This is a genomic window from uncultured Bacteroides sp. (assembly GCF_958445495.1).
Taxonomy (GTDB): domain Bacteria; phylum Bacteroidota; class Bacteroidia; order Bacteroidales; family Bacteroidaceae; genus Bacteroides.
This window is the reverse complement of record NZ_CAUCSQ010000038.1, coordinates 13872-40651: the sequence shown is the minus strand read 5'-3', so window position 1 is coordinate 40651 and position 26780 is coordinate 13872. Positions and strand designations below refer to the sequence as shown.

The following is a 26780-nucleotide window of genomic DNA, read 5'->3' as shown; positions in this document are numbered from 1 at the left end:
ATGTTCTTAAACTTCGTATGTACGAAATGGGACTGAATCAAAAATCACTTGCACAATTAGTTGGTGTTAGTCCTTCACGCCTTAGTGATTATATTTCTGGAAAGTGTGAACCTACTTTGAAAGTAGCTCGTGAAATAAGTCGAAAGTTGAATATTGATGCTAATATTGTCTTGGGAGTGTGATTAAGGCTGGAGAATCAACAACAAAGAAGATTCTCGATACCATAAAGAATATCGGAGCAGAGTTACAATCTGCGACTTTATAAATTCAGAGCTTTTAAAAGCCTTAGCGAAATATCGCTAAGGCTTATTTTCTTTCCATATTTAATCTATCTTTTCTAATTCTATTATAGCTATTTTTTCTTCGTCCGGACTGGCTTCATTTTGTACAAGTACCAAATGCCCATCCGTATAACTTTTAATACTCCAAGGAGCTCCTCCTAAATACAAAGCGTTGCTGTTAAATGTGATATATTTGCCCTCTATTGAGTAAGTAATATCAATCTCGTCGTAACCTTCCCAATTTACTTTTCCCTTTTGAGTATCTATGAATTGTACACCTATCCCCATATTCTGCACGGTCCATACTTTGCAATGCCCTGTGCCACGCCATGAAGTCTGATAAAGGACTTCGGGACTTAATTCGTCAGTTTGCTTATCATCATCATTACAGCCTATAAAACCGAATGTGCAAAGAAATAATAAAAATATTCCAAAAAGATTTCTTGCTTTCATATTTTCCTATTTTCTATTGTTGTAATCTATTTTTTATAAAGTAACATATTAGATATTTTAAAGATAAAATACGACATTGACAAATAAGCCAAGCATATTATCAAATGGTATCGTTCATTCTATCTTTGTCTTGTCCTTTTGCTGAACCAACTAAAGGACAAGACAAAGATAAAAGAAGAACCTCCCGATTAAATTAATAACGTCTTATAATAGTGTTAAACGATTGGATTTCTAAACCTATGTTTACTATTTGCTGTCAAAACTTTACAACTTGCAATGGCTGTACCGCACTTTCGGACGGGAAAACACCGTTTCGGCTGTTTTGCACATGGATGAACATACGCCGCACATCCATGCCACAGTCGTGCCGATAGTGACGGGCGAACACAGAAAGGCAAGGAAGAAGCAGGCGGAGGGCAAACGCCAATACCGCAAGAAAGCCGACACCGTGCGCCGATGACGTGCTGACACGTAAGAAACTGGTTGCCTATCACGACAGCTATGCCCAAGCAATGGCGAAATACGGCTTGCAGCCTGGCGTTCGTGGTTCGGAAGCACGCCATGTTTCCGCCGCCCAATACTACCGTGACCTGAAACGCTGGACGGGGGAACTGGAAGCCGACAACCATACCCTGCAAAATGAGATTGCCGCACGTGACGAAAACATTGAACTGTTGCAGGAGCAGATGCAATGCCAGCAGGAGGAATACCACCGCCAGTTAATGGAAATACAAGCCAAGCACCGGAAGGAAGTGTCCTTGCTGAAAACGGTCATATCAAAGGCTGCGGCATGGTTTCCCTATTTCCGTAAAATGTTGCACATGGAGAACTTCTGCCTCAAAATAGGCTTCAACGACAGGCAAGTCGCCACACTCATAAGCGGTAAGCCGTTGGAGTATGCGGGTAAACTCTATTCGGAGGAACACAAGCGGAAGTTCAAGACCGAGAGGGCGACTTTCCATGTGGTGAAAGACAATACAAAGCTGGTACTTTGTATGGAGGGAAAACCGATTGGCGAGTGGTTTAGGGAGCAGTTAGACAAGCTGTTTTCGTCTGTTCGGAGAACAATTACACCGCCACGAAAAAGTAAGAGAATGGGATTATAATCTACAGCCAACGATATATGGACGGATTATCATAAACATACTCTGTCATATATCCCGTTGGCTGAAATAGAACTTAGAGTAAAGGCAATGTAACTGTAAAATCCAAATCTGACTTCCTGACTTTTATGCACTTGCCATGAATACGGTATTGTTCTTCCAAATTTTTCAGTCCTACCCCGTTCTTGCTTACAGTGCTTCTAAGTTGCAGATTATTTGTTACTGTTATGTGCTCTTTGCCGATGCATATGTCTATCCTTAAAGGAAAATCCCTTGTATTTATATTATGCTTCAAAGCGTTTTCAACAAGCATTTGAACGCTTGCCGGAACAATATACTTGGTTAAAGCCTCTTTATCACACGTCATGCTGATAAACAGGGTTTCCCCGAAACGGATTTGCTCAAGATAGATATACGCATTTACAAAGTCAAGTTCATCTGGCAAAGGCACTTTATTTTCTTCCTGTGTGGCAAGCAGATAGCGGTACACGGACGAAAGTTTCTTGGTAAACAAATTCGCTTTGTCGGCATCCTGATATGCCAAAGCAGAAAGCACGTTCAGGCAGTTGAACAGGAAATGCGGATTGACTTGCCTCTTGAGATTTTCGAGCTGATATTTCGTTTTTTCTTTTTCAACCACTGCCAGCCGGACTTTGTTTGCAAGAAACAGGTTGTTGTAAAAGAACGCTTCGATGATAAGCACTATCATGCTGTTCAATAGTATCACGGGCAACAGGTGTTGCAATATACCATTTAGCCTGTAAGGCGTGATGGAACAGCTTATGAGATAGAAGGTGAGGAACACGATGCCTATTGTCAGATTGGAAACAATGACATTAGCCACTATGGATAGCGCATCTGTATTCTTTTGGCGTTTATGCAGGAATGACACAATCTTATAGTCTGCATATCCGATGAATATGCAAAACGGAATATTCAAGGCGAAATTAAGCAAGATGACTTCACCCTGAAAAGAGCCTGCCAAAATTGAAAATGTGGCGATACAAGCCATCAACGTCAGAACGGCAAGCAAGGCAACACCCCAAAACATTCGTTTTCCTTTCATGTCGGCAAACGTGTTAAAGACCGTCCATCCATTTGAGAAAACCATCCGCACGGCTGCGACTCACGATGACTTCCAACGGACAATCCGGTGAAAAGTTTACCAGCAAACGACCACCGAAAAACTTTGAGACTTTCCTGACAGACTTTATGTTGGCGATGCAACTGCGGGACACACGGAAGAAATCACTATGCCCGAGCATCGCTTCCAATTGTTCTAAAGAATAATTTATGATGTAACGCTTGCTTTCAAATGTATGCAGATAATTGTATTTCTCCTCGCTGTAAAAGAATGCGATATTTGACGCATCCACGTATCGGAACGTGTCACCGATGGAGACAAGGAAACGGTTTTTCTTGACACTCCCAAGATATCTTGTCGCCAAAGAATGGTATCCTGCTGATGCCGGATTGGGTAAATTGTTCGTTTCAAACTTCACCAAGGCTCTTTCCAAATCCTTCTCCTCAATAGGCTTCAACAAATAGTCAATACTGTTCACACGAAAAGCGCGCAACGCATATTCGTCATAGGCAGTTGTAAAAATGACAGGAGTATTTACAGATATGTGTTCAAACACGTCAAAGCACAATCCGTCAGACAGACGTATGTCGATAATCAGCAAATCCGGCACAGCATGTCTCAATGCGAAAACCGCATCCTTCACGCTACTGACCCATGCTTGCAGGTAATAACTGGGGCGAAGGGCTGACATCATGCGTTTCATTTCTTCATATGCAAAACGCTCGTCTTCTATAATCATGTAATCAACCATATTGCAAAAGTACGCCAATTCTGTCTTTTCTGAAACTATTCTCGATTAAAACCCGTATTTGAAACCTGCCATGACATGGAACGCACAGCCAAACCTCCAACTGCTGTTACCCTTGAAACTGCTGATGAACCCTTTATAACTTCGGTCGGACACTTTGACCGAATGAAGCAGCTCTACACCCACAGCCACATATAGGCATGACTGACTGCCGACTTTCAGTTCCGGACTGATGTAGGTTCGCATTCTTGTAGCACCATATATTGCGTATTTCTCGTTTCGTTTGACCACGGCAGACATTCCGTCCATATCTATGGGTACAAGCGTAAACCTGAATTTGTGGGAGAATGTCCTTGATACAGAGGCTTTCATACTGCTTGCTACTTCCATATTCACTTCATACAGCCCTGTCATGTTCCATTTTAGAAAACCCATAGGCATAATAAGAGGAACTCCGTATGAGTTTGTCAGTCCTGCGCCTATTCCGACATCCAGATTATCTCTCAACTTATAAGCGAAAATGACTGCGCCGTTTGCCAATATGCTCTTAAAAGAAATATCATTCGGTATCGTATATAACCCGATGCCAAACGAAGCCATCATATACCATCTTGAAGATATGGGGCGCAAATGTGACACATTAAAACTCAAGTTTAATATGTCATTCGGATTAACTTCCGCAGCCATGCCGTTATTATTCATGTGGGAAAACATTCCGTTGAGTGTGCCCGACCATACCATCGGCTGTTTTCTTTCGTTTTGTTTCACTAAAAATGGGAATGTGTATCTGCCTTTGAGTTGCCACATATTTCCAGCCCCTAACTTTTCACCACCTTCATCTTCCATAAAATTCCTTGAGGGGGTGTGACCAACCTCCACATAACCTTGCCCATAAGCACTTATGGCTGTAAATACTAAGACCATTAAAAACTGTATTCTTCTCATTTCGTTTTTTATGCAAAGGTAAAACCACCCTGTAATAGCGGAAAGCGATGGCTGACAAGGTGTAAAATAGAAAGGACGGACTTCAATATAGAGTGGATGAATTTCTTTCTGATGTGTTTTATTCAAATAAAAAAATGCCGTTGTTTACTTCATCTTGATTTATTTGTGTATTTTTGCATACACAAGAGTTATCCAAATAAGCAAAGCGATGCAGACCACAGCAATCAGGACGGTTGCCAATTCATTACCTAATAATGAGATAATTTTTCTAACTCTTTTGATTTTAAGAGGTTATATTTCTGATACAATTTTAGAAAATAAATATTACATTTGTAAGCCTTTTGAAGTTATTATTATTTTGAAGATTAAAGAATGAAATACGCACAAAGTTTACAAGTCCTTTCTGCTGCACGACTGAACAAATATGCTCATGCTTGTGGAAATAATAAAGCTATCCGATTCTTTTCCATAATAATTTATCTTTTAAAGTATAACATATCTATAACATTAAAAATCCATCAATAACCTTGTTTCACTGTTTAATTCTATTGTGGTCGCCTACCCCTTATTTCCTTCAACATCTCTATATATTCCAAAGGAGGATTTTTATTTGAGGTATCTACTATTTAAATCCAAACTTGCCTCATACGTTGTCGCTGTTTTTTTAGTTTCATTACGATATTTATCTGCAATAAACAAATATTCAGATTTGTGGCAAGGAAGGGTAGGGATATAAAAAACAATAACCCTGAAGTATGCTTTTCAGCAGGGACAACAGGGTGTTACGCTTGTAAAGATAGAAAATAAATATTATATTTATAAGCCTTTTGAAGTTATTATTATTTTGAAGGTTAAAGAATGAAATACGCACAAAGTTTGCAAGTCCTTTCTGCTGCACGACTGAACAAATATGCTCATGCTTGCGGAAATAATAAAGCTATCCGATTCTTTTCCATAATAATTTATTTTTTAAAGTATAACATTCAAAATCCATCAATAACCTTGTTTCACTGTTTATATTCTATTGTGCTCTCCTATCTCTTATATCTTTCAACATCTCTATATATTCTGGAGAAGAATTCTTATATAAAGAATTAGAAGAATGGGGGAAAACAAAATAAATAATGCATGTAAATACTACCAACCATAAAACAGTGATTAAGACTAATATCCAAACTTGTTTAGTTCGACGCTTACGTTCATACCTATTCTCGTTTTCGTATTTCCTTACAATTTCTAAATAGTTTCCTTTATTAAGAAAAAATTTGTCAGTAAAGTCACCTGCAATAAAATACGTAACTAGAAAAATTATCACTAATATATTATTGTTATGAATATTAAGTAAATACAAAAACACAAATAACAAAGGAAATACAAATGCTATACTAAATAACATTAGTGGAACTAATGAGGCTGTCATCCCTGGACTCCAAGTTCTCAGCCAAGGAGCCCTATCCCATAATTTACGACGTCGTATATAAACTCTATAAAACATATACTCATAAATTCCTGACAAATATTTAAATAATCTCATAATCAATACATTATATTATTATAAGGTGATACATAAGTATTGTCTGAAAAACAGAAAACAGGTTCTGTTATTGGGCAATATATGGGGGATGAGTGGCAAAAGTCATAGAGTAAGCATCACCTACACCAAGAAAACCCATTTCGCATCCCGTGCGGGTAGGAAGTCGTCATAACCGTTTTCATTTCTTCCAATGTGAGATATTACCTCACACTTTCCGACGGCTGATATTTCTCTTTCCACAGCAGATTTTCCCCTGCCTTACAGGTATAAAAGTACTTATAATTTTACCATAGTTTACATTACACTTTACTCTTTTTCTTTTGCTAAATAACAAACACCTTTAGGATAAATAACTTCGCATTTAAGAGGATAAACCATAGAATGATGGTCCACGTAATTTAATGAATCCGGATGGTACATACTATAAACAGTTAACTGTAATTGAGTAGAGTCTCCAACTCGAAATACACGAGGTTCGGAATCTTCAATATAACTACGATTAATACGGCGAAATTTTAGAAAATTTTGAATATATGTAGTTTTAACACTACAAGCCACACGATGCTCAAATGTTGATACCTGACCTATGCCTATATCATACCTGTAACGATTCAATCTGTTTTCTCCCGTCGGTTGGTTTGGCTTACTGGTAGGTAAATTAACATTCCCTTCATTCACCATACCCTCTTCTGTAAAAGTCACATTATAATCGGGACGGTAATATTTGGAAAAATAAAAATGCTTTGCCGGGATACCCATATTGTTAGATACTCTTGCGGTAACTTTATAATTCCCATAATCATTAAACTTAATTCGCACATGTCCATTACTCACTTTTACAATCGAAACGTTTTGTGCGGTATTATTATCAAAGGTACGCTCTTCCACAGTAATTTTAAAAATAGGCGTAAATCCTTCTTCTTGATACGCCATTTCAAAATCATAATACTCCCCAAGTTCAATACTGCTTGGAACTGTAAAAGTCGGTTTGTCATAAGTTGCACTAAACTTTTTTGTATATTTATATTCAGTACCATCTACCTCGTCTTTTACTACAAAAGTGACAATACATTCTCCTGGCTCCGTAAAACGCAAATCGAAAGAGTTCTCACCTGTTTTTGTGAACTTATAAGAGCCGGGATTGCTAAGCGGTTCTGCTACAATTGTATATTTAGGATTATAACACCACTCATACGTATATAAAGTTGTAACAGTGTATTTCACTCCCATTTTCAATTTCATTGTCCCTTTATTATTTTCAGGAGTCGGATTATAATCAATTTGAGTTTTGGCAGGATTCAACTGATACAATTCAGGAATAAACACTTTATCCTCAAAAGAAAAACCGTTCCATAGATTTTTATTTGCAGCTAATCCCGATTCAGGTTGCATAATAGAGGTATCATATTCACTAGAATGTTCCAGTCCGACCAAATGCCCAATAGCATGCATCAAAGTATATTTTTTCTGTTCTTTGGTTAATTCCGACCAATATTTATATTTTGAATTTATATAAATATTATCACCAGGTTTTCCATTTGTTATTCCTACAACACGGATTAGTTCCGACGAACTCATAGAGTTTGCATTATCCTGAACCAAAACATTTACAATATAGCGGTTGTTAGGAGTATTAGTTTCAAAATAAGTACTAAAGTTAAGACAACATTTACTTAACTTATTCCATTCAGATACAGCCTCCTTAAAAACACTCTCATTACCATACTGATTATCAAAAAGTACTAAATGCATCCGATAAAACCTCGGTTCAATCCTTCTCTTATAGTTCAAACGTGTACTAGGCTGCTCACGTAATTCTTGTAATCTTGATTTCTTAAAAATCAATTCCGATTCAACCAAATAAAAAGAATCACAGTCCATTATCGCTACAGTATCATAACCATGTGCCGCTAATATTGCCTTATCAGACTCAAATATAGAAGAATAAGTCTCCAACCCTCTAGTCTTTGTTTTCTCTAAAGTAGTTTCATGTTTTATTACCACTTCCTCCAAATCACTGGTACACGAGATTACTACAAGCATAAATAAACAATAGACCAATAGCCCCATCATATTCCTGTTATTCATAATAGTATTATTTAATTTTAGATTAACGATTAATCAGCCAATGAAATAGAACGATACCACCTAAATTCCTCTTTTACCCACTCCCTTTTAATTTTTAACTGATACGTTCGGGTTATATAATATTTATCCAAAACCGGATTATAAATTCTTATTGCAAAATTATACGTTCCTTCACCGCCATATAAAGCGACAAAAGTGGTGTAATAATCAGCATTAAGTATCTCTTTTATAGATTGGCTGGCAGCTACAGGCCTATCTATCCAAATTCCATGTTCATTTTCCATATAAACACCTCTCGGTATGATGAGCGGATACTCCGAATCATAATTCACGATTGATATATACGTATTAGTCAAAGGACACTCTTCACTTTCGGCAATGCAGAACAATTCGTTTGAAGGCACTATACTCTCGTAATAATTCGACAGTATGATGTCCCAACTGCTTATCACATTATCCACCACCTCATATTCCGGCTTATTTTCAATTTTATCATCCTCCGAGCAACTGCATAAGCCTAATATTCCCCCAATTATCATTAACTTACATAAGATATTTATATTCATAGTATCATTTTTATTTATAAGTATAAAGCAAAATGGGGATGCCCCCACTAACACCTTGACGAGAAGCATCCCCTTTAACTTAAGAGAGAAAATTTATTTTCGATAGAGATTTAGCCTTACTAATATAAATTCTCCACTTCCGGCCTATTGTAAATCACAGAGCCGAAAGTACCGACAGAGCGTTTGAGCGGAACAGACGGAAGACCTATCACATCTATTTGCGGACGTTCCATTCCCGCCACTACCGAGCGTGATTTCGGTTTGCCGGTAGTAGGGTCGACACCCTGAATATCGCATAACGCATACCACAAAGCAAGATTGAAGTCAAAGTTGTCCCAGTCGCCAAAAGCGTATGGATACACGTCGTCGATATCGTTCGTATAATCGCCGTCCTGATTATTCATCATGACATCCGGCTCAATGCCGTTGGCATAATCTCCCCAGTCCTTTGCATTAAACGAACGGAACGTGATAGGGGCAAATTCATAATACGCATCACCGTATTTGTACTCCTGTACCTCCATACCCACATTCTTGCCTTCCGTCTTACTGCCGAACAACTTCACCGGGAAATCAATGCCCCTCAAACCGCTAATCACCAATTCACTGGAAGAAGCCGTTTCATCGGAACAAATAATCCTTATCGAATTCAATCCTAAATCATCGCCGTCACCGAACCGGATATATTCATCCGCTCCGGAATTACGTTGCATTCTCATAAAGACATCCTGGCGATGAGCGGAACCCGCAATAGAAGCAGCCAGATAACGCGCCAGCTCAACAGAGCCGCCCATATTAAAGCGTAAATCCAGAATCAAGTCGGTGATACCTTCCGCTTTAAACTGCTGAATCGCGTATTTCAGCTCTTCGGTATAACTCAAATCGAAACTTTGATACACCAAATACGCAACACTCAAGTCACCCTCTTTCTCCTTTATATACATGGAGAAAATAACCGGATTATTGTTGTAAGACCCCGTAGACAACGTGGTCGTCCCGTCTACCAATTCATACTGTTTTAACGCTTCATTGGCAATAAAACGCTTGTAGCCGATACTGAATGTCTGTCCTCCGCCCGCATAATACAAATCATTCATATATTGCTGGTAGTTACCCTTATTCACCGTATTTCCATTCACGGAAACAATCACGTCGCCGCGCCTTAAACCGGCTTTATCCGCAGGAGAACCTATAAACACATAACCTATCGCCAGACCGATGGTCGTTTTATCAGTCATATAAGAAGAGAAGAAAGTCCCCAGACCCGTACCCGTCACACTGGTCGAACGAGTAACGGCGCGCGTTCTTGCAGACCCCAACTTCTCGATATACGAATAAACATAACGTTTCCCGGAATTTATAGAAAAGGCACGGTAGGTTCCTCCGTCCTCCAGATTAGTCGTCATCCGCAAAAGATTGGTAGAGAGAAAATCGGAATAAGGCACGCTATTGCAACTGACATCCAAGGTATTATATTCATCCTTGAACAAATAATGCTCTTTCAGGTAACTGTGCATATACTCATTCAAAGCGACATCAATAGTGGAAACTTTGCCCCCCTCTTCGGTTCCGCTTTGCGTAACGGTACACACCGTTTCAGGAATTTTATATCCTTCCACCTGCACCAACACGGTCAATACACGTTCTTTCCCCGTTTCATTCTTGCTGACGCTGAGCCTGAACCCGCCTTTGCCGGCAGAAGAATTGCCGCTGATATTACTGATTCTCGCCCAATCGGAACCGGTGGAATACTTCAATGAAGAAGTCCATCCCGCAGCAGCCGTAAACGAAACTTCAACCGTCTCCCCATACACTGTGACCGTTTTTTCCGTCTCGTTGGTAATGGCGGTAATCCCATTGTCCGCACTGCCGTTATTCTCCCCGTCGTCGCCGTCCGAACAGTTCGTCAATCCCACCTGGCATAGAGCAAACAAGATTACCCCGTAAAAAAATCTCAAACTATTTTTCATCTGTTATTTTATTAAATTAGAAATTAAAAGAACTATTCCGCCGGGATTCCTATCACCGTTTTAGACACCTCGTAGAACCTCCCTTCCGTGTCCACCCATGTCACGTTTATATTAGTCGGCAGGCTGGCGTACGCAGCTCCCCCCGAATAATCAGCAGTACATTTCACCCCCTTCGTCATTACAATTTTAATCTGTTCATCAAACATCTTACCGGACAAATAACTGTCGGAAGCTGCATATACATAAAACTCCTTATTATTCGCTCCCGCCTTAACGGTATAGGAGATACTATAAAAATTCCCGTTCTTTTCAATCTTGTCAACGGTTACCTTAGGAGCACCGGCATTCCATAAATCAGCCCCGCTCTCTTTCCTTACATAAACAGGTTTTGCGCTGGTATATGATTCCTTAGCCATTGTCGATGAAGGATTGCCGTCCGCATCCACCGCCACCATGTACAACACATATTCCGTTTTGAACAGCAAATCGCCAATCACCAGCTTATTATCAGCCAATGATGCCGCCGTGACCTCCGTCACCCCCTCATTCATCGATAAATAATGCTTCACAGCCTCCTCATCGCCCCAATACGGATAACTTTTAAAGTCGTTAAGCTTCATGTGTACATAGCGGTATTTTACAGGACCGCCGGTCGGTGTCAGGGTAAAAGTCACGGATTGCGCTCCGGCTTCCGCCGAAACGGCTACCGCTATCGAAGAGTTATAAGACAGCTCTTTGGTATCCGCCTGCACTTTCACCAATGCGCCTACCTGCCCCTGGTTATTTACAGCCACCGCCACAATCATTCCTTTTGCACCGGGTTCTAGACTCCCCCTTTCGAAATCTGTAGCAACTTTAGAACTCTTCCCGCTTTTGATAAGATAAGCAATGACATCCTCATCACCGGCATAATTGTCCAAGGTCAACTTCGTCATATAAGCATAATAAAACAGATAACAATCCGTTCCCGGAGTAAGTGCCGCGCTGACGCTTGTCACCGTAGAACTTACATTACCGATACTTACGGCAGCCGTTCCGCCATAAGTCAACGGAGGAACAACGATTTCCACAGCTACCAGCTCGCTGGCCTCATAACCTTTTTCCTCTTTATAAGGAATCGCCCATACCACATAAGTCGCACCGGGAGTCGCTTTCGTAAAGAAATCCAGCACTCCTTCCGTCAACGGCCCGTTATAGTCTGCCGACTGCAAAGTTCCGCCGCCGTATGCAAGGTCTTTCACCACCGTTTCAGCCGAATAATAATCCTTATCCGCTATCCCCGTATAATAACTGGTGCAACCCTTTCTTATAGCGGAAACCGTTGCCCCTTCAAACGTGACATCCGAAACCTTCAACTCCACAGTGCCGTCAATCCGAATCACGGTGGCAATCACATCATCCGCCTGACAGGCATCACCGGTTTCAGAAGAAGGTACCGCCCAAACCATATAAGACATTCCGGACTCCAAATCCTTGCCCAATAATTCCGTCAAAGGAACTTTATCCAAAGCCTGGGTTTTCATATACCCCCGTGCAGAATTACCGTTCACAAGCCCGGCAACGCTTTCCGAACTATATTCGCCCAATTCCGATACACCCAGATAATAGGTCCCTATTCCGTTCGCCAGGCTGGTGGAAACCGTCTGCTTGTCTACGGAGACAACAATAGGAGCCTCGCCAATCAGTACCGGAATCTCCGAGATAAGGCTCTGTCCATTGGCGGCAACCGCCAGTATGGCTACCTTTCCGCCCGTCTCCGCATATTGGTTTTCCGCAACGGGAGCGGTAATTTCCAGTCCTTTTCCCGACAAAGCAACTTTCCAGCCGTCCGGTTTTGTCACCGTATATTTCGAGATACCGCTCATTTCCACCGCAATCACCTTTTTCTCACCATTGGCAAAATACTGCTTTCCCGATAAAATCTCACATTTCAATTCTTTCGATTTGAGAAGTTTCAGCACCGTACCGTCCTTTAGAGTAAAATAAGCGTAATCATCATCCTGGCTCACTTCCGTGAACAGGGAAGTATCTCCGGTCGCTTCGCCAGAAGCATATACGCCGGTGGATTTCCATGTCCTTCCGCTGTCTGTCGATATCTCCCACTCTTTCGTTTCTTTATTGATACGTATCTGGGGAGCGGCAGCCGTTACAGGCATCTTATTCCCTTTACCGTCCTGCAAGAAAGTCTTAGTGCCGTTCGCGGCAGTCATTCCCCAATAATAAACACCGTCTTCTTCATTTTCTATAACGGTAATCTGCGGAGCGTCTTCCCCGTCCTCCCCGTTACGAATACTCACCTCCGTCTTATCCGAAAAACGGATGGTATAACTCCCGTCCTCATTCTCCAATACGGAACTTATCATCTTGTTCTGCGCCAAAGCGTCAGCCAGCGTTTTCAATGTAGAAATATCGCTTTGCACATTCTGCAAAGAAGCTTCCAATTTACCCACACGCTCTTCCAAACCGGAAATCGAATCCTTCAAATCATCATCATTGTAACACGATGAAAGCGCCACTCCGCACATTGCCATACAGATAAACAGATATTTACCTATGCCGTGTGAAAATTGATTCCTTTTCATACCCATACCAGTTTTAATTAATGATTAAAGAAAAAAACGCACGATAGCTACACACCATCGTGCGATTGAATAATTAGCTTTACCGGTTGTTATTCGGCATAAGGATGAGCTCCCAGTTTCTTCATATCGAGATAAATCGTATTTCCGCTTCTCACCGCTCCCGGCAAGTTCTCCTTGACCGGTTGTTCATGGATAATCCGGTCTGCCGGAAGCCTTTGCCCTCTCTTTACAACCTGCGGTTTTACCGCTCCCACCATTACATTCGTTGTTTTCGGAGCATCCGGGAATATGACGGAAGGATCGGTGATAATGCCGCCTTTATCTTTATCATAGAATACGGTATAAAGGTCTCCGATAACGTCCTTTCCCTCACTATCGACGCCGATAGGCACGCATAAGGCAACCAGGCGGTCTGCCGTACTTGTATCACTGTATTCATTTATAGCGGAAGAGACCGATGAAAGACCATTATCCATGCAATATTCTTTCCATGCAACCATACAGTCTTCATAGGTATAATCACCGCTTGCGGAATATTTGTCTTTGGTAATCATATAATAAACCTTAGCAACATCTTTTACAATCGAGAATTGTACGGTAAAATTATCCTTTTTGCTCATATAGGGATGTAATTCCATCGTCGGATTAGGACCTGCCTGAATTGCTTCCGTCGTACCCGTCACGGTTTTCACCTCCGATAAAACGCCGTCCCAGTCTTCAGCTATATAGGCAAACGTATATTCGGTTGCAGGATTAAATCCTGCCCAAGTAAAGCTCTCCTTTCCTCCCGGTGCATTTGCAGGCCAGACATTGACATAGTTAGGGGTATCATGGTCATCAGAGTTACCAGACACCAAATAGTCAATCAGTTCAGCTTTATTTTCTTCTTTGAGCAAATCCGGAAATATGATGTACTGGAAATAAAATACAACCGTTCCGGCACCATAACTGTAATTCAGTTTCAAACTGGTACGTTCTTCATCACTAATCGTAATATCAATGTCGGCTTTTGACTCCGACGGCCTGTCAATCACCCGTTCTTTGGTCGTAAACGTAGCCGTTTTCACTTCTGATAACTGCAGATATTTGTTACGACCGATATAAGCAACCACATAAGAGGTGTTGGGCTCCAAATCGAATTGAAACTCCGTTCCGGCAAATGAACCTTCCTGGCTGATATTTTCATTTTTGACGTACCAACCTTCCTGGTCCAGTGCTTGCGCCAACGTCGTCATTGTAGCCTCATCCGCATTTTCATAAGCCTTCCACTCCGAAGCTTTGAATATACGATAAAACATGGCATAACAATTATCCTCCATATCCAAATCCAGATTCACCATAGACGCTCCCGTTTTACTTACGGTTAAAGTACATTCAGGCGGAACCGCATCTTCAGGAACTTCCTTTAAATGAAAATCCTGACGGACATACTCGCCTTGAGACTTGTTTTCGTCCAAGCCGATTGTAGAAGCAGTTATCGGTTTTTTCGGGTCAGCAGTAAAACCGAAATTCACCAGATAGTACAAATCCTCTTTGGAAACCTGCGCATCTTCCGCCGCTATGATATAATGTCTCATAAAGTCTATATACATCTGTTCACCGTAAGCATTGATATATGCATCGACCGGTCCGGTATCTCCGCAGAACTGGTAAAAGTATTTACAATCCTCATTAGGAAGAAATTGGATGCCGGCAGCCCGGTAACTGGAAGTGATGTCAATATCGACACGGGGATTGCCCATTACATCCCTTTTGGACGTTTTAAGATAACAGATTTTCATATCCGCCGGTTTTTGCCCGCCTTCGTCGTTACAGCCGATGGTTACAATCAGATATTCCGCGCCGGGAACAATTTCCGAACGTTTATACTGGCTATTCCCCCAATCGAATTCCCTCTTTGCATAGCTGTCGCCTGAATTGGCTTTGGTGAACGTATAAGCTCCCTGTCCCGTCGAATTGTAAACGGCTTCTATGATAAGTTTTTCCACCTGTTCCTCAGTAGCCTGCACGCCTGTGCCTATACCTTCAAGCAGGTAATTGTACATACGACACAAAGGATAAACATCCATCCGGTAAGACTGTACCTTATCCCCCGGAGTGCATTCAAATACGAAACTATGCTCCGAAGTACTGGTTACTTTGATACCGACTCCGCGTTCCCCGCCGTCCACTTCATATTCTTCCCAGTTTATCGGCGTAGGATTAGAGGGAAGACCTGGTACATCCGGATTCACCGGTTCATCAGGAGTTACTGCCTGTTCGTCGTTGTCCGAACATGAAAGTATCACGGGAACGGCCGCTAAAACCAGTCCCAACATAAAAAACAAACTAACTAACTTTTTCTTCATAACTAAAAGAGATAAATGTGACTAATTATTTACATATTCATAACCGGCTTCGCCGTCAACCGCTTTACAAACGGCAAGATTGTTTACATACCCGTTTTCATCGGTAACCAATGCATAAAACGAAAGGTTCTCCGCATTCCAATCCTCATCCAATGTGACTGTATAATCCTTGGTCTCCTCTTTGCCGGCCGCAATCTGTCCCAGTTTGTCACCGTCGACAGTTGCCGACAAAAGTTTACGTACCACATGGTTATGCGTATAATCCCGGTACACGCCCCCGTCATTTTGCCGGTATTTCAGCCCGTCTTCCACAGCGTACAGTATCAAGCGGTATTCCGATGTACGTTCGGACGCGACTTTCACTGTCACAACCGCCTGCGAAGCCGTCTCATTCCAGTCCGACCGTATCGCTACCCCGCAATGTGCCGGATAATTTTCGAGAGACTCGTTGAATACCCCCCGCATAACGCTGTAATTCTCGGAAAGCCCCATTTTGCCACGCATATCGACAATACATGCAGGATACCCCGTCACGGAAAACCTCTCGGAAAGAAGCTGGGATTGCGCTATCGACATCGGGTCGGAAGACGTACCGTTGACATGAAACGCCATCAGATAAATAATTCCTTCATAACTTTGATTCACCAGATAATTCAACCGGGTCAATCCAGACGGACACATGGCGCACCACGTCCCCGTCAATTCCATCACACAGATACGTCTGGCGAATTTGGACACGCTCACCGCCGCTTTTTCGGCGGTTACAACCACCTGTCCGGATACTTGCCCGCCGTACGAAGCCTCAAATACGTATTTTCCGGAAGTCGCCGTTGAAAAAACAGCTCCGGCAATCGTCTTGCCGTCCGTCAGGCAACGGACCGTCGCCCCGGAAGTGACGTCCGCCCCCGCCTGCTCCACCGTAAAGGCCACCGTTTCTTTCCCGTCGGCTTTCAACGTGCTTTTATCCGCTTTCAGAATCAGCTCCGTTTGTTCCGTCTCGTCCGAATCTCCGGAACAAGCCGTCCAGAAAATACAGACCAGGCAAATGCCTGCCCAAAACATACTTTTATAAATACTCATATCGTCCTTTTTATTCGTTATACAAGTAGCCGGCAGATTCTCCCAGCTTGCACTCGTTCACGTTGTTGCATGTATAAGTCTTTCCTCCGTCCAGCGTAGTCAGCATCGAAACGATGATGCGCATATTATCGCTATTCCACTCCTCCGCCAACTGGCAGGAACGCTTCATCGTAATTTCCTGTCCCGCCTGTACCTCACTACTGAACCGGTCACCGTTCAATGAAGTGGAGACAACCGCCCTCACCACATTATTGTGCACGTAATTGTCGTCCCCGTTCATCTGGAAATACCTGATGCCGTCTTCCACCAGATAAATCAGGCAACGGTACGTGTTTGTCACGTTCGAAGTAAGTTTCGCCGTAAGAGACAGAGTCCGCGAAGACGAATCGTAAACCGACTCTATGGCAACCCCGCAGGATGCCGGATAATTCCGCAGTTCATTTTCCAGTTCCCCTTCAATCTGGCTTTTCACGCTAATCATTTCCAGCGTGCCTTTACGCAGATTATAAAAGAAGCGGGGTAATCCGGAGAAATTGCCCAATACATTAGTCCGGTAACTGTTAGTAGCCGCGATACTCATAGGGTCTGCCACATTTCCGAAATTCATGTGGAAAGAAGCCACCGCCAACCGTCCCGGCAACTCCGCCTGGATAGATTTCAAGGTGGCGCTAAGCATCGGGCAAGCCTGGCATCCGACCGACGTGAACTGCATGCCCAGCATTTTATGGTAATAACTGGCGCCGCCGGTAACCGGTTTCGCCGTCACCGTAATCTCATTTTCGCTATACATGGCACCGCCTTCGTAATACCGCGCCTTGAACGTATAAGAGCCTGCCACCGAAGTACTGAACACACGAACCCCGTAGTCCAGTTTCTCCTCTCCCGACTGTTTCACCAGAACCAGGTTCATCGTGCTTTCACCGCTCACGTCCCTGGTTCCCAGCCTGACCGTGAAAGTCACCTTTTCCACGCCGTCTGCCAGTATCTCCGTCTTATCCGCCGCAATGCGCAGGATGCCGTCGTCCGTTCCGCCGGTATCTCCTTCTTCCGAACTGCCGGAACAGGATGACAGCATCAGGAAACAACAGGAAACTACCGTCAGTAATCTTGCCGGATACAATTTTTTCATGAGCTTATTCATTATAGATGTAATCCACACTTCCTTCGACAGGGCATTCCGTAATATTGTCCACCATATACGCGCCGTCTACCATACGCAATGCATAAACCACTATCCGGGAAGTCGCGGAATTCAGTCCTGCGGCATTGGAAACAGTGAACGCGCCGGACGTATGTTCCTGATTGGCATCCACCGTGAACCTTCTGTCTGTGGACATAGCCAGGAAATTCGAAGAAATGGCCCTGACCGTATAGTCGTAAGACGTTTCATTGCCGCCGGCAGCCGTCAGCCCGTCGGTCACCAATACATAAACAAGGTCGTACTCTCCCCCTTTGCTCGATTTCAGCGCGGCATTCACCGTAACTTCTTCCTTGCCCGCATCATAAGAGGCGTTTACCTTGATGCCACAGGTGGCCGGATACTTCCTGATATGTTCCGCCAGTATATTCTTGATAGCGCTGACATTCCTGTCGGCAGACATCTCTTTCAAATCATAAATGCAGGTAGGAAAACCGTTCGCTCCGAAACGGGACATGATTGTAGTCGTCTGCGAAAGATGGAAAGGGTCGGTAGACGAACTGCTGGAAGCATGGAAAGCCATCTTTATCATGCGTCCCGGCAGCATTTCCTCCACTTTTTTCAGGGAAGCGGTCATTGCCGGACAATAAGTGCACCAGGTCCCGGTCATTTTGAACACGGCGATTTTGCGATAAAACATTTCATAGTCTTTCCGGTTCTGTGCGGTCACGGTCACTTCCTCCGACTCCCAGTCCAGGTAATAGGCCTTGAAACGGTGTACGCCGTTCTCGACCGCCGTAAAGGTATTGGTCCTTCGCTCCAGATAATCGCCGGTGCTGGTATCCTCAAAATACACATTCTTCAAATATTCGGCAACCGTCAGTTTTTTCCCGTTGGCGTCCGTCACCGTAAAGGTCGCCATATCCGTCCCGTCGGCTTCGATTTTAGCTTTATCCACAGACAGGGTAATCGGTCCCTTCACCTCTCCATTATCCGGAAAATCAGGTTCATCACCTCCGTCGGACGAACCGCTACATGCCATAAAGCATCCGCATAGACACAACAGGCTGAAAACAAAAAACATTGGAAACTTTCTCATAATTCTATTTCTATCAATTAATAAATTCTGAAATTACCGGGACCTAGAAAGAAGTGGTGACGGTAAGATTCGCTCCCGTATATTTGGGTATCGTGCGGCAAACGCCGCCGGAACAGACATAGCCGTCTTTGTTGCGACCGTAGCTCAAAGCGATGCGCGTACGTGACTTGGCATAACTGGCGCCTACATTGTAATAATGTATCTTGTTTTTGCCGTGATTGTACATATCGCTCCCGTAAATACTCCAGGAAGGGGCGAAATTCAGTTCCAGCAACGCCGCCATCCAATCCTTCTGGTCTTCCTGCGTTGTCAGGTATTGCAATTCCATGCGGGTTGAAAAGTCCGGGGTGAACTTATACTGCAAGTCCGCGACGAATATATTCGACAGGTGAGTCGTTTTATTCTTCCCGTAACCGGGATTATACTCCTGGACGGAATACAGCAGATTCATCTTGAACGCCTTTGTCCACTGCTTTTCCACATCGACATTCAAATCACGGAACAACAGGTTGCCCGCATGCGCCGTCCCTTCTTTGTCCAACGCATAATAGGTAGAAAAATTGGCATGCAATTTCAACCCGCGTTTGCCCCCGATGGCGGTTCCTCTCTTGAAATGGTAGAACACATCCAGTTGGCCTCCCATCTCACCGCTAATCGAGTTCATAATCATTCCCACATTGGGAGTATAGGGATGCAGGTTCGTCAGCATATACGTATATTGGGTACACATGGCAGGTACATAATTCAACAGGTTCGAGGTAGAACCGCTGCCCGTTATAATCTCGCTGTTCATCCACTCCAGGCGCCGTCCCGTCAGATTGACGCCGAGCCCGTTGCCGTTATATCCCAGCTCCAGCAATTGGGCGTTCCCGCGTTTCTTCGCATAAACCTTGTCGTCGTGGATAAAGTTGTAATATTTATCGCCTCCGTCTACATACTCCCCTTTCGCCACGAAGCCGGAACGTTCGAAGTTCACTCTTCCCGAAAAACCGTTTGAATAAGGTTTCCCTCCCTCTTCGCTCAAATCGACGTTAATCTTCTCGTAACGGTTCAAAGCGGACCCTTCGATACTCAACGCCGTTTTTTCCCAATGCAGCAAGCCGGACAAGGAAAAGCTGACATCCATGCCGCGCACCTGCGTATCGGAAAATTCCATGCCGAAGCGCGGAGTCCCCCAGACAGCCTTCACTCCTACGATGTTTTTATAATTATAGGCAAAACGGGCCCCCATCAACGCATTGTTCAGCCCCAGCATGCGGTCTTCCCAACTGCGGAACAAAAGCCCGCTGCCGAACTGCTCGTAAAAAGTCCCCGCCGTTACGGAAAAATCCTTGTCCGCCCAGGACACATAGTAATTGGTTAATTTAGCCTTTTCCAGTTCCGTCGGATAGCCCGCCAATACCGGCTCGTAGGCTTCCAGTTGCACGCCTGCGGCAAACTTGCCCCGGTAATAATCCAGTTTGAGATAATTGTTGGAGCCGAAATGGTCTTCCGGAGATTTGGAATCCGCCTTACTGTCATTCTTGTAGTAAATGGTATTCGTCTCAAAACTCCCGGTCAGATACCCGTTCTTGCCATCCGCCTGTGCACCGGCCGCGCCTGGCAGCAATACCAGCAAAGCCAACATCTGAAAACTTTTCCCAGTCATGTTATTGCGTTTATCAATGAATAATGGCAGACTTATTTCTGCAGTTTCTGAATCGCTTTCAACAGTTCCCGTTCGCTTCCCGGAGCATAACCGGTATGCGAATAGACTATTTTGCCGTCGACATCCACCACAAAGACCTGCGGTGTCAGGCTGACGTTCATGGCACGCATAAACTCCTGGTTCTTATCGTACAGCATGACAAAATCGTCCCATCCGTGCCCTTCCGCCATCGAGCGCGCCTTGGCGGTGGAACGGCTGTCGTCCGTAGACACCGCCACCACGCGGAATTCCGCTTCTCCCAGCCAGTCGGGCATCTGTTCGTTGATGGCGTCAAGCTCGCGGATACACGGCTTGCAGGTGGTAGCCCAAAAAGAAATAATCATAGGGGTCTTATGATTTATCAAAGAAGAAGTGTTGAATTGCGCGCCTTTAGAGTCTTCCACCTTTACGGAAGGAATCTGTGCCATCATACAAGTAAAGGCCACAAATAAAAATGCAATGCTGACAATTAATGCTTTCATAAATACATTCGTTAGTTTGGTTAATAATCCTGTTTATCTGATACGTTCCATCTTACAGCCGAACAGCCTGAATTTCTGAATCTGGATAACCCCGTCTTTATAAAGGTCGCCCACCAGATTGGCATTTTCAAACGTTATGGCCTTCGTCCCGGCATCGTATTCGCCGTGATAAAACACAGAAGTGCTCCCGTCCAGAGACAGCCGCCTGAAACGGACGGTATAGGGACCGTTCGCCGCTACGTCTTCCCCCGACACGATGGACAAGGAAACCTTTTGCGTAGCCGAGTCGTATTCGTATTTCAGCCTCCAGCTAAACTGCCAGGGAATATCATTGTCCGGGTCAAAACCGGATTCATTCGTGCATACCAGGTAGTTGCCGAACGCTTCCGTGCCTTCGGCCGCCGTAACCACTTTCACGGAGAAACTCACTTTGACATTGGAAACCTTGACAGCCGAAGCCGTCCCGGTGAATACCCATGTCCCGGCAAACGTCTCATACAGGTTGGAATCATTGTCTTTGATAGTGACCGCCAGCCGGTTCTTCGTACCGGCCTCCGCTCCCCGGACATCGGTTATGACGATGTTGAAAGAACGGTCGTCGTTCACCAGTTCGTCATCCACCGTCCGGAACTCGAAATTCGCCGTCTCCTGCCCGGCAGGAATGACAAGCGTCTTTACGGTAATGATGTAATTTTCATCTTCTACGGCATTTTTGTTTTCCAGCCCGATTGTCACGCGGATATTCCCGTTGTGTTCGCCTGTCACCACGACAGGAACCGTACACAGGCCGGCGGATTCTTTCACCGTCATGGAGGTCTCCTGAAAGTTCACCGTAGCCGCTCCCGTGTTGAACGTCTCTTCATCGTCGGAAGAACATGCCGTCATAGCGGCTGTACACAGGAAAAGCGCATATATTTTCAGATTTCTCATTTTACTCAAGTCTTTTGTGATTAACATTATTCAGTTTTATCAGTATCCCGGATTCTGCTGCCCGGCAAGCTGCGGGTTCGCGTCCATTTCCGCTTTGGGAATCGGCCACACCATCCGGTGGTCGTCGGCGGGCCTGTCCAGCCCGTCAGTCGTAGCCTGTCCGGGAAAGAGTATCAGACCGGCGCTCTGCGCTTTTCCGCGTGTCACTCCCCTTCCCCAACGTTTCAGGTCCATCAGCCGGTAACCTTCGCCCACCAGCTCCCGTTCCCGTTCATTCATCACCTCATTCAGCAAAGATTCTTTGTCATACGTTCCTTCCGTAAATCCCGGAATACGCGCTTTCTTCAAATCATTAATCGCTTCTTTCCCTTTTTCCACACTCGCGGAAGTCCCTATCCTTGCATTCGCTTCCGCTGCAATCAGGTACATTTCGGCGATGCGGAACGGTTTGGGCTGGTTCAGATACCTTGTCGCACTGCCCAACGCATTGTAATAGTCGTTGCCCGGATATTTATTGAAGAAATAAATGTCCGCGGCGTTACCGGAAGACACTGCCAGGTGATACTTGCCGAAATAAACGGCGAGGCGGATATCTTCCGCCGCATACAAATCGACGAGAGTCTGAGTGGGGATATAATCTTTCTGGGTTGTCGGATATCCTATAAACATAGTGCCCAGCGGCACACCGGCATCATTCGCGCTGGTCATGGCAATTTGCCAGATGGTCTCCGTGCCTCCGTCATCTTTCCAGATTTTCCTAAAATCCTCCTCCGTATTCATCAACGGGTATTTTTTCGAATTAACCAGGCTGCCCGCATATTCCGCCGCCTTTTCATAATCGTCCATCTGCAAGGCGACGCGCGCTTTCAGCGCCTTCACCACATCTACCGTTATGTAATTCCCGCCATTCTTAGGCGCCGTATTCACCGCCACATAAGCGCTGTTGATATACCTGTCATAATCTACAATGCCGTTTCGCGCCGTTTCAATCCGCACATCGGCTTCTTCAAGGTCGTCCAATATCTGCCGGTAAGTGTCTTTCAGCGAAGAACGCCCCGGATATTGGCCGGCCGTCATTTTCGGTTCGTACTTTATCTGAATCGGAAGTCCGGGCGTAGAAGCGGCGGTAGCGGGGTCGTAATCGCGGCAGAACAGGGTAGTCAGGTAAAAATAGCAATAGGCGCGCGTGAAATAGGCTTCTCCCTCATACACGTTAATCTGCTGCTTCTGTACGTCCGTCAGTTCCACGTCCGGATTCTCCTCTATTTTCTGCACGCCGTCGATAAAGAAATTCGCACGGCCGATAGCGCCGTAACAATTCGCCCAAATGGCTTCTATGTTGGAATGGGTGCTCTCAAACATCCAGCGGTATATCTCACCGTATGTATTGGAAAAGTCCGCCACTGCATTAAAGGCGTCCGCCTGGATTTCCGGCACAAGCACGTAACTTCCCCCCGCCAGCCCGGTGTATGCGGAGTAAATGCCCGTGCGGGCTTCCTCAAAACCGACAATAGTCGTCAGTGCTTTTTCCGTCGGAATGGAATCATAAGGCATCAAATCCATATCACAGGAAACCACTCCGAACGTTCCCGCCATCAATGCTATAATAGATAATCTCTTCATATATTCCGTACTTTATGTTTTAGAAAGTTAGTTCGACACCGAAAGAATACTGTTTGGTATTGGGATAGTTGCCCAACTGGACATTACTGTCCACCTCCGGGTCGTATCCTTTGTATTTGGTTACCGTAAGCAGGTTACGCCCTACGAAATAGACCCTTGCGCTGCTGAGCACCCCGGTCTTTTGAATCCATTTGGCAGGAAAAGCATATCCGACAGTGATGTTTTTCATACGCATGAACGAAGCGTTCTCCAACAGGTGGGAATCAAACTGCACCGGCGAATCCGGAATAGCAATCTTGGTTATATCACCCGGCTTCTGCCACATGGTAAGCATCTCCGTCGTCTGGTTGTCAGAGCCGGCAAAGGTGGGATTTTCCGTGAAGTAACGCTCGTTGTTCATCATATACTGCCCCAGTATGAACGAAAAGTCCGCGCTGACGGAAATCCCCTTCCAACTCAACTGCGTGCCGAATCCTCCCGACCACGGCGCATAGCGTTGCTTGCCGACAAACACCGCATCGTCTTCCGAATATTTCTTTGTCAGGTTGCCGTTCTTGTCATACCACATATTGTAACCGTCGCGCGGGTCTACTCCCGCCCATCTCACGTAATAGTATTCCCCCCACGGCTTGCCGACCTGCATTTTCAGCCCAGTAGCGGGAAGCGTGTATTCATCCAACCCGTTGAACAGCTTGGTAATCTCATTTTTATTGTAGTTCAGATTGCCGGACACGCTCCAGAGGAAATCTTTTATTTTCAGCACATCCGCCCCCAAAGTCAAGTCGAAACCCCGGTTGCGCATGCTCGCCACATTTTCCACGCTGTTACTATGCCCCGTCGTATAAGAAAGCGGATAAGCCATCAGCATGTCTTCCGTATGGCGGTTGTAAAATTCAAAATCTATGGAAAAACGATTGAATATTTTCGCGCTGACACCCACATTCAGCGTCTTCATGCTCTCCCATGTCAAATCGTCGTTGCCAACGGTCGTAGGCGCAATTCCCGGTTGCCCGTTGTATTTCAAGCCGGAACCTACCAATGCCAGAGCATTGTAAGGAGTGATGCCGGAATTACCCGTCGTGCCGTAACTTACCTTCAATTGCAGGGCATCCAGCCACGACACGTTTTGCAGGAAAGTTTCCTTTCTCATGTTCCACATGGCTCCGACCGAGTAGAAATTGGCCCATTGGTTATTCTTCGCAAACAGGGAAGAACCGTCGCGCCTGCCCGCCAGGTCGACGTAATAACGGTCGTCGTAACTATAACTGACGGTAGCGAAATAAGAGTTGAATACTTTTTTATACATGGAGTGGGCAGGCACTTCCGATTCCGCACCCGACGTCATCAGCATCATCCGCGCATCCACCATTTTCTTTGAATTCGCCGAGAAATTCTCATTTTTGGTTATAATGGATTCCTGTCCCGCCAATACCGTGAAACGGTGAAGCTTATCGAGGCTGAACTTATATTCGGCGGTATTGGTGTAAGTGAACGAATAGTAGCGTTCAAAAGATTCCGTAGCCGCTCCCGCGCCTTCAAACGGGCCTATCGGATATGCTTTATGGGAATTGCGGTAGTCAAAGGCGTCCACAGCCTGGGAAGCGCGTATATTCAAGCCTTTTATGGGATTAATATTAAAGAACGTATTGCCGTTGACACGTATCGTACTGCGGTTGTTCGGCTGTAACTCCGACAGATAATAAGGATTATAATATCCCATATCCTCCAGATAATTCAGGCGTTTGCCGTAACCGGTGAAATTGCCTTCCGCATCCGTCAGTATTTCATTGGCCGCCTGGTCGGGACGGTACATGCGTGCGGCGTATGCCTTATTGTAAACGTTGTTGAGGTCCGTACTGAATGCCGTGGTGCGGTATTTTTTATAAGAAAGGTTCATATTGATTCCCGCTTTCAGCCAGTCCGTGACTTTCACTTCCACATTGCTGCGCAAGGTTTCGCGGCGCATGGAAGAATCATCCATGATTCCGTCGGTATCGTAATGCCCGAAAGAGATATAATAATTGATGCTTTCCGTTCCTCCCACGACATTGATGTCATACTGCTGGGTAGGTTTCGCATCTCCGAAAAAGACATCCGCCCAATCCGTTGAAATCCCGTTGTCCACATAAAAGCTCTTTCTCTTTTGGAAAGCATCGTCATACGCTTTTCCGGGGTCCAGTATCTCCTGGAAATTCAACCACTGTTCGGCATTCATCATGTCGATGTTGTCTCCGGTTATTCTCGACCAACCGTACAACGCATTGAGCGATACACGCGCTTTCTGCCCCCTCTTGCCTTTTTTACTGGTCATTATCACGACCCCGTTGGCGGCGCGCGAACCGTAAATAGCGGTAGAAGAAGCGTCTTTCAACACCGTCATGCTTTCAATGTCATTGGGATTCAGCATCGTAAACGCCCCGGAAGAGATGGGCGAGCCGTCCAATATAAATAAAGGTTCCGTATTTGAATTGATGGAACTGACGCCGCGCAGCCTCATGACTACGGTTTCGCTGGGTTCCCCGCTCGGAGTAAACACCTGCAAACCGGCGATTTGCCCTTGCAAGGCATCGCCGGCATTGGCAGCCGGTTTGTTCGCTATTTTTTCACTGCCCACAGTGGTGACCGAACCGACCACCGAACCCAGTTTTCTGGCAGAACCGTAACCTACCACTACCACTTCGTCCACCAATTGCGAATCTGATTTCAAAATGACTTTGATAGAGGGCTTCACCGGTACTACTTCGGTCTTCATGCCGATATAGGAAATCTGCAACGTCTTTACGGAAGCCGGTACATTCAATAAGGTAAAGTGACCGTTTACGTCTGTAATAGTTCCCAAAGCGGTCCCTTTTACTACAATAGAAGCTCCTACGACAGGCTGTTTGTCATCTTCGGAAATAACGACCCCTGTAATTTTCTGCGTTTGAGCTGTTATCAATCCGATACCTAAGAATAAGCATCCCAATAACAGCGCTAATTTTTCCTTCATAAATCTCCTTTTAAGTTATTAAATAGCCCTAAAACAATTAAATTCAAATT

The 26780-nt window shown here is 44.7% G+C and carries 21 protein-coding genes; 3 read left to right on the top strand and 18 right to left on the bottom strand.

Features of this window, described 5'->3' with window-relative positions; translation table 11 throughout:
- Positions 1-182 (top strand): helix-turn-helix transcriptional regulator (locus tag Q5076_RS13040; RefSeq protein ID WP_303013980.1); only part of this gene is annotated, 182 nt, incomplete at its 5' end.
- Between the two features lie 141 nt (positions 183-323).
- Here the strand turns inward: Q5076_RS13040 and Q5076_RS13035 are convergent.
- The gene (locus tag Q5076_RS13035; protein ID WP_303013976.1) at positions 324-734 is read right to left on the bottom strand and encodes a hypothetical protein; all 411 of its coding nucleotides are present in this window, start codon (positions 732-734) and stop codon (positions 324-326) included.
- Positions 735-984: 250 nt separating this feature from the next.
- On the opposite strand from Q5076_RS13035, the gene Q5076_RS13030 reads away from it, so the two are divergent.
- Both Q5076_RS13030 and Q5076_RS13025 read left to right on the top strand, forming a co-directional pair.
- Positions 985-1194, top strand: coding sequence for a plasmid recombination protein (locus tag Q5076_RS13030; protein WP_303013973.1), 210 nt, complete (start codon positions 985-987; stop codon positions 1192-1194).
- Between the two features lies 1 nt (position 1195).
- Positions 1196-1840: a mobilization protein gene (locus Q5076_RS13025; RefSeq protein ID WP_303013970.1), complete on the top strand. Its 645-nt coding sequence runs from the start codon at positions 1196-1198 to the stop codon at positions 1838-1840.
- Positions 1841-1913: 73 nt separating this feature from the next.
- On the opposite strand, the gene Q5076_RS13020 is transcribed toward Q5076_RS13025, so the two are convergent.
- From Q5076_RS13020 to Q5076_RS12940, 17 genes are all read right to left on the bottom strand, one after another.
- The gene (locus Q5076_RS13020) at positions 1914-2903 is read right to left on the bottom strand and encodes a sensor histidine kinase (RefSeq protein ID WP_303013967.1); all 990 of its coding nucleotides are present in this window, start codon (positions 2901-2903) and stop codon (positions 1914-1916) included.
- Between the two features lie 13 nt (positions 2904-2916).
- Positions 2917-3672, bottom strand: a complete 756-nt coding sequence (locus Q5076_RS13015) for a LytTR family DNA-binding domain-containing protein (RefSeq protein WP_303013965.1) — start codon at positions 3670-3672, stop codon at positions 2917-2919.
- Between the two features lie 45 nt (positions 3673-3717).
- Positions 3718-4614, bottom strand: a complete 897-nt coding sequence (locus Q5076_RS13010; protein ID WP_303013963.1) for a DUF6268 family outer membrane beta-barrel protein — start codon at positions 4612-4614, stop codon at positions 3718-3720.
- Positions 4615-5635: 1021 nt separating this feature from the next.
- Entirely contained in the window at positions 5636-6148 is a 513-nt protein-coding gene (locus tag Q5076_RS13005; protein WP_303013960.1) for a hypothetical protein, read from the bottom strand.
- A 306-nt stretch (positions 6149-6454) separates the two neighbouring features.
- Entirely contained in the window at positions 6455-8236 is a 1782-nt protein-coding gene (locus Q5076_RS13000; protein WP_303013959.1) for a M57 family metalloprotease, read from the bottom strand.
- A 29-nt stretch (positions 8237-8265) separates the two neighbouring features.
- Positions 8266-8802, bottom strand: a complete 537-nt coding sequence (locus Q5076_RS12995; RefSeq protein ID WP_303013957.1) for a hypothetical protein — start codon at positions 8800-8802, stop codon at positions 8266-8268.
- A gap of 119 nt (positions 8803-8921) precedes the next feature.
- Positions 8922-10772, bottom strand: coding sequence for a S41 family peptidase (locus tag Q5076_RS12990; protein ID WP_303013956.1), 1851 nt, complete (start codon positions 10770-10772; stop codon positions 8922-8924).
- Positions 10773-10804: 32 nt separating this feature from the next.
- Positions 10805-13354: a PL29 family lyase N-terminal domain-containing protein gene (locus Q5076_RS12985; RefSeq protein ID WP_303013954.1), complete on the bottom strand. Its 2550-nt coding sequence runs from the start codon at positions 13352-13354 to the stop codon at positions 10805-10807.
- Between the two features lie 89 nt (positions 13355-13443).
- Positions 13444-15702 carry a hypothetical protein gene (locus tag Q5076_RS12980; protein ID WP_303013952.1) on the bottom strand — a complete coding sequence of 753 codons (2259 nt, stop codon included), beginning with the start codon at positions 15700-15702 and terminating at the stop codon, positions 13444-13446.
- Positions 15703-15723: 21 nt separating this feature from the next.
- Positions 15724-16782 carry an Omp28-related outer membrane protein gene (locus tag Q5076_RS12975; protein ID WP_303013950.1) on the bottom strand — a complete coding sequence of 353 codons (1059 nt, stop codon included), beginning with the start codon at positions 16780-16782 and terminating at the stop codon, positions 15724-15726.
- A 10-nt stretch (positions 16783-16792) separates the two neighbouring features.
- Entirely contained in the window at positions 16793-17911 is a 1119-nt protein-coding gene (locus Q5076_RS12970; protein ID WP_303013948.1) for an Omp28-related outer membrane protein, read from the bottom strand.
- 4 nt (positions 17912-17915) lie between these two features.
- Positions 17916-19019: an Omp28-related outer membrane protein gene (locus Q5076_RS12965; protein WP_303013946.1), complete on the bottom strand. Its 1104-nt coding sequence runs from the start codon at positions 19017-19019 to the stop codon at positions 17916-17918.
- A 43-nt stretch (positions 19020-19062) separates the two neighbouring features.
- On the bottom strand, positions 19063-20667 hold the full coding sequence (locus Q5076_RS12960) for a DUF6029 family protein (RefSeq protein WP_303013944.1): 1605 nt from the start codon (positions 20665-20667) through the stop codon (positions 19063-19065).
- A 32-nt stretch (positions 20668-20699) separates the two neighbouring features.
- Positions 20700-21188, bottom strand: coding sequence for a TlpA disulfide reductase family protein (locus Q5076_RS12955; protein WP_303013943.1), 489 nt, complete (start codon positions 21186-21188; stop codon positions 20700-20702).
- Positions 21189-21221: 33 nt separating this feature from the next.
- Positions 21222-22118: a Calx-beta domain-containing protein gene (locus Q5076_RS12950; protein WP_303013942.1), complete on the bottom strand. Its 897-nt coding sequence runs from the start codon at positions 22116-22118 to the stop codon at positions 21222-21224.
- A gap of 39 nt (positions 22119-22157) precedes the next feature.
- Positions 22158-23741, bottom strand: coding sequence for a RagB/SusD family nutrient uptake outer membrane protein (locus Q5076_RS12945; RefSeq protein WP_303013940.1), 1584 nt, complete (start codon positions 23739-23741; stop codon positions 22158-22160).
- A gap of 19 nt (positions 23742-23760) precedes the next feature.
- Positions 23761-26730 carry a TonB-dependent receptor gene (locus Q5076_RS12940; RefSeq protein ID WP_303013939.1) on the bottom strand — a complete coding sequence of 990 codons (2970 nt, stop codon included), beginning with the start codon at positions 26728-26730 and terminating at the stop codon, positions 23761-23763.
- Between the last annotated feature and the right edge of the window lie 50 nt (positions 26731-26780).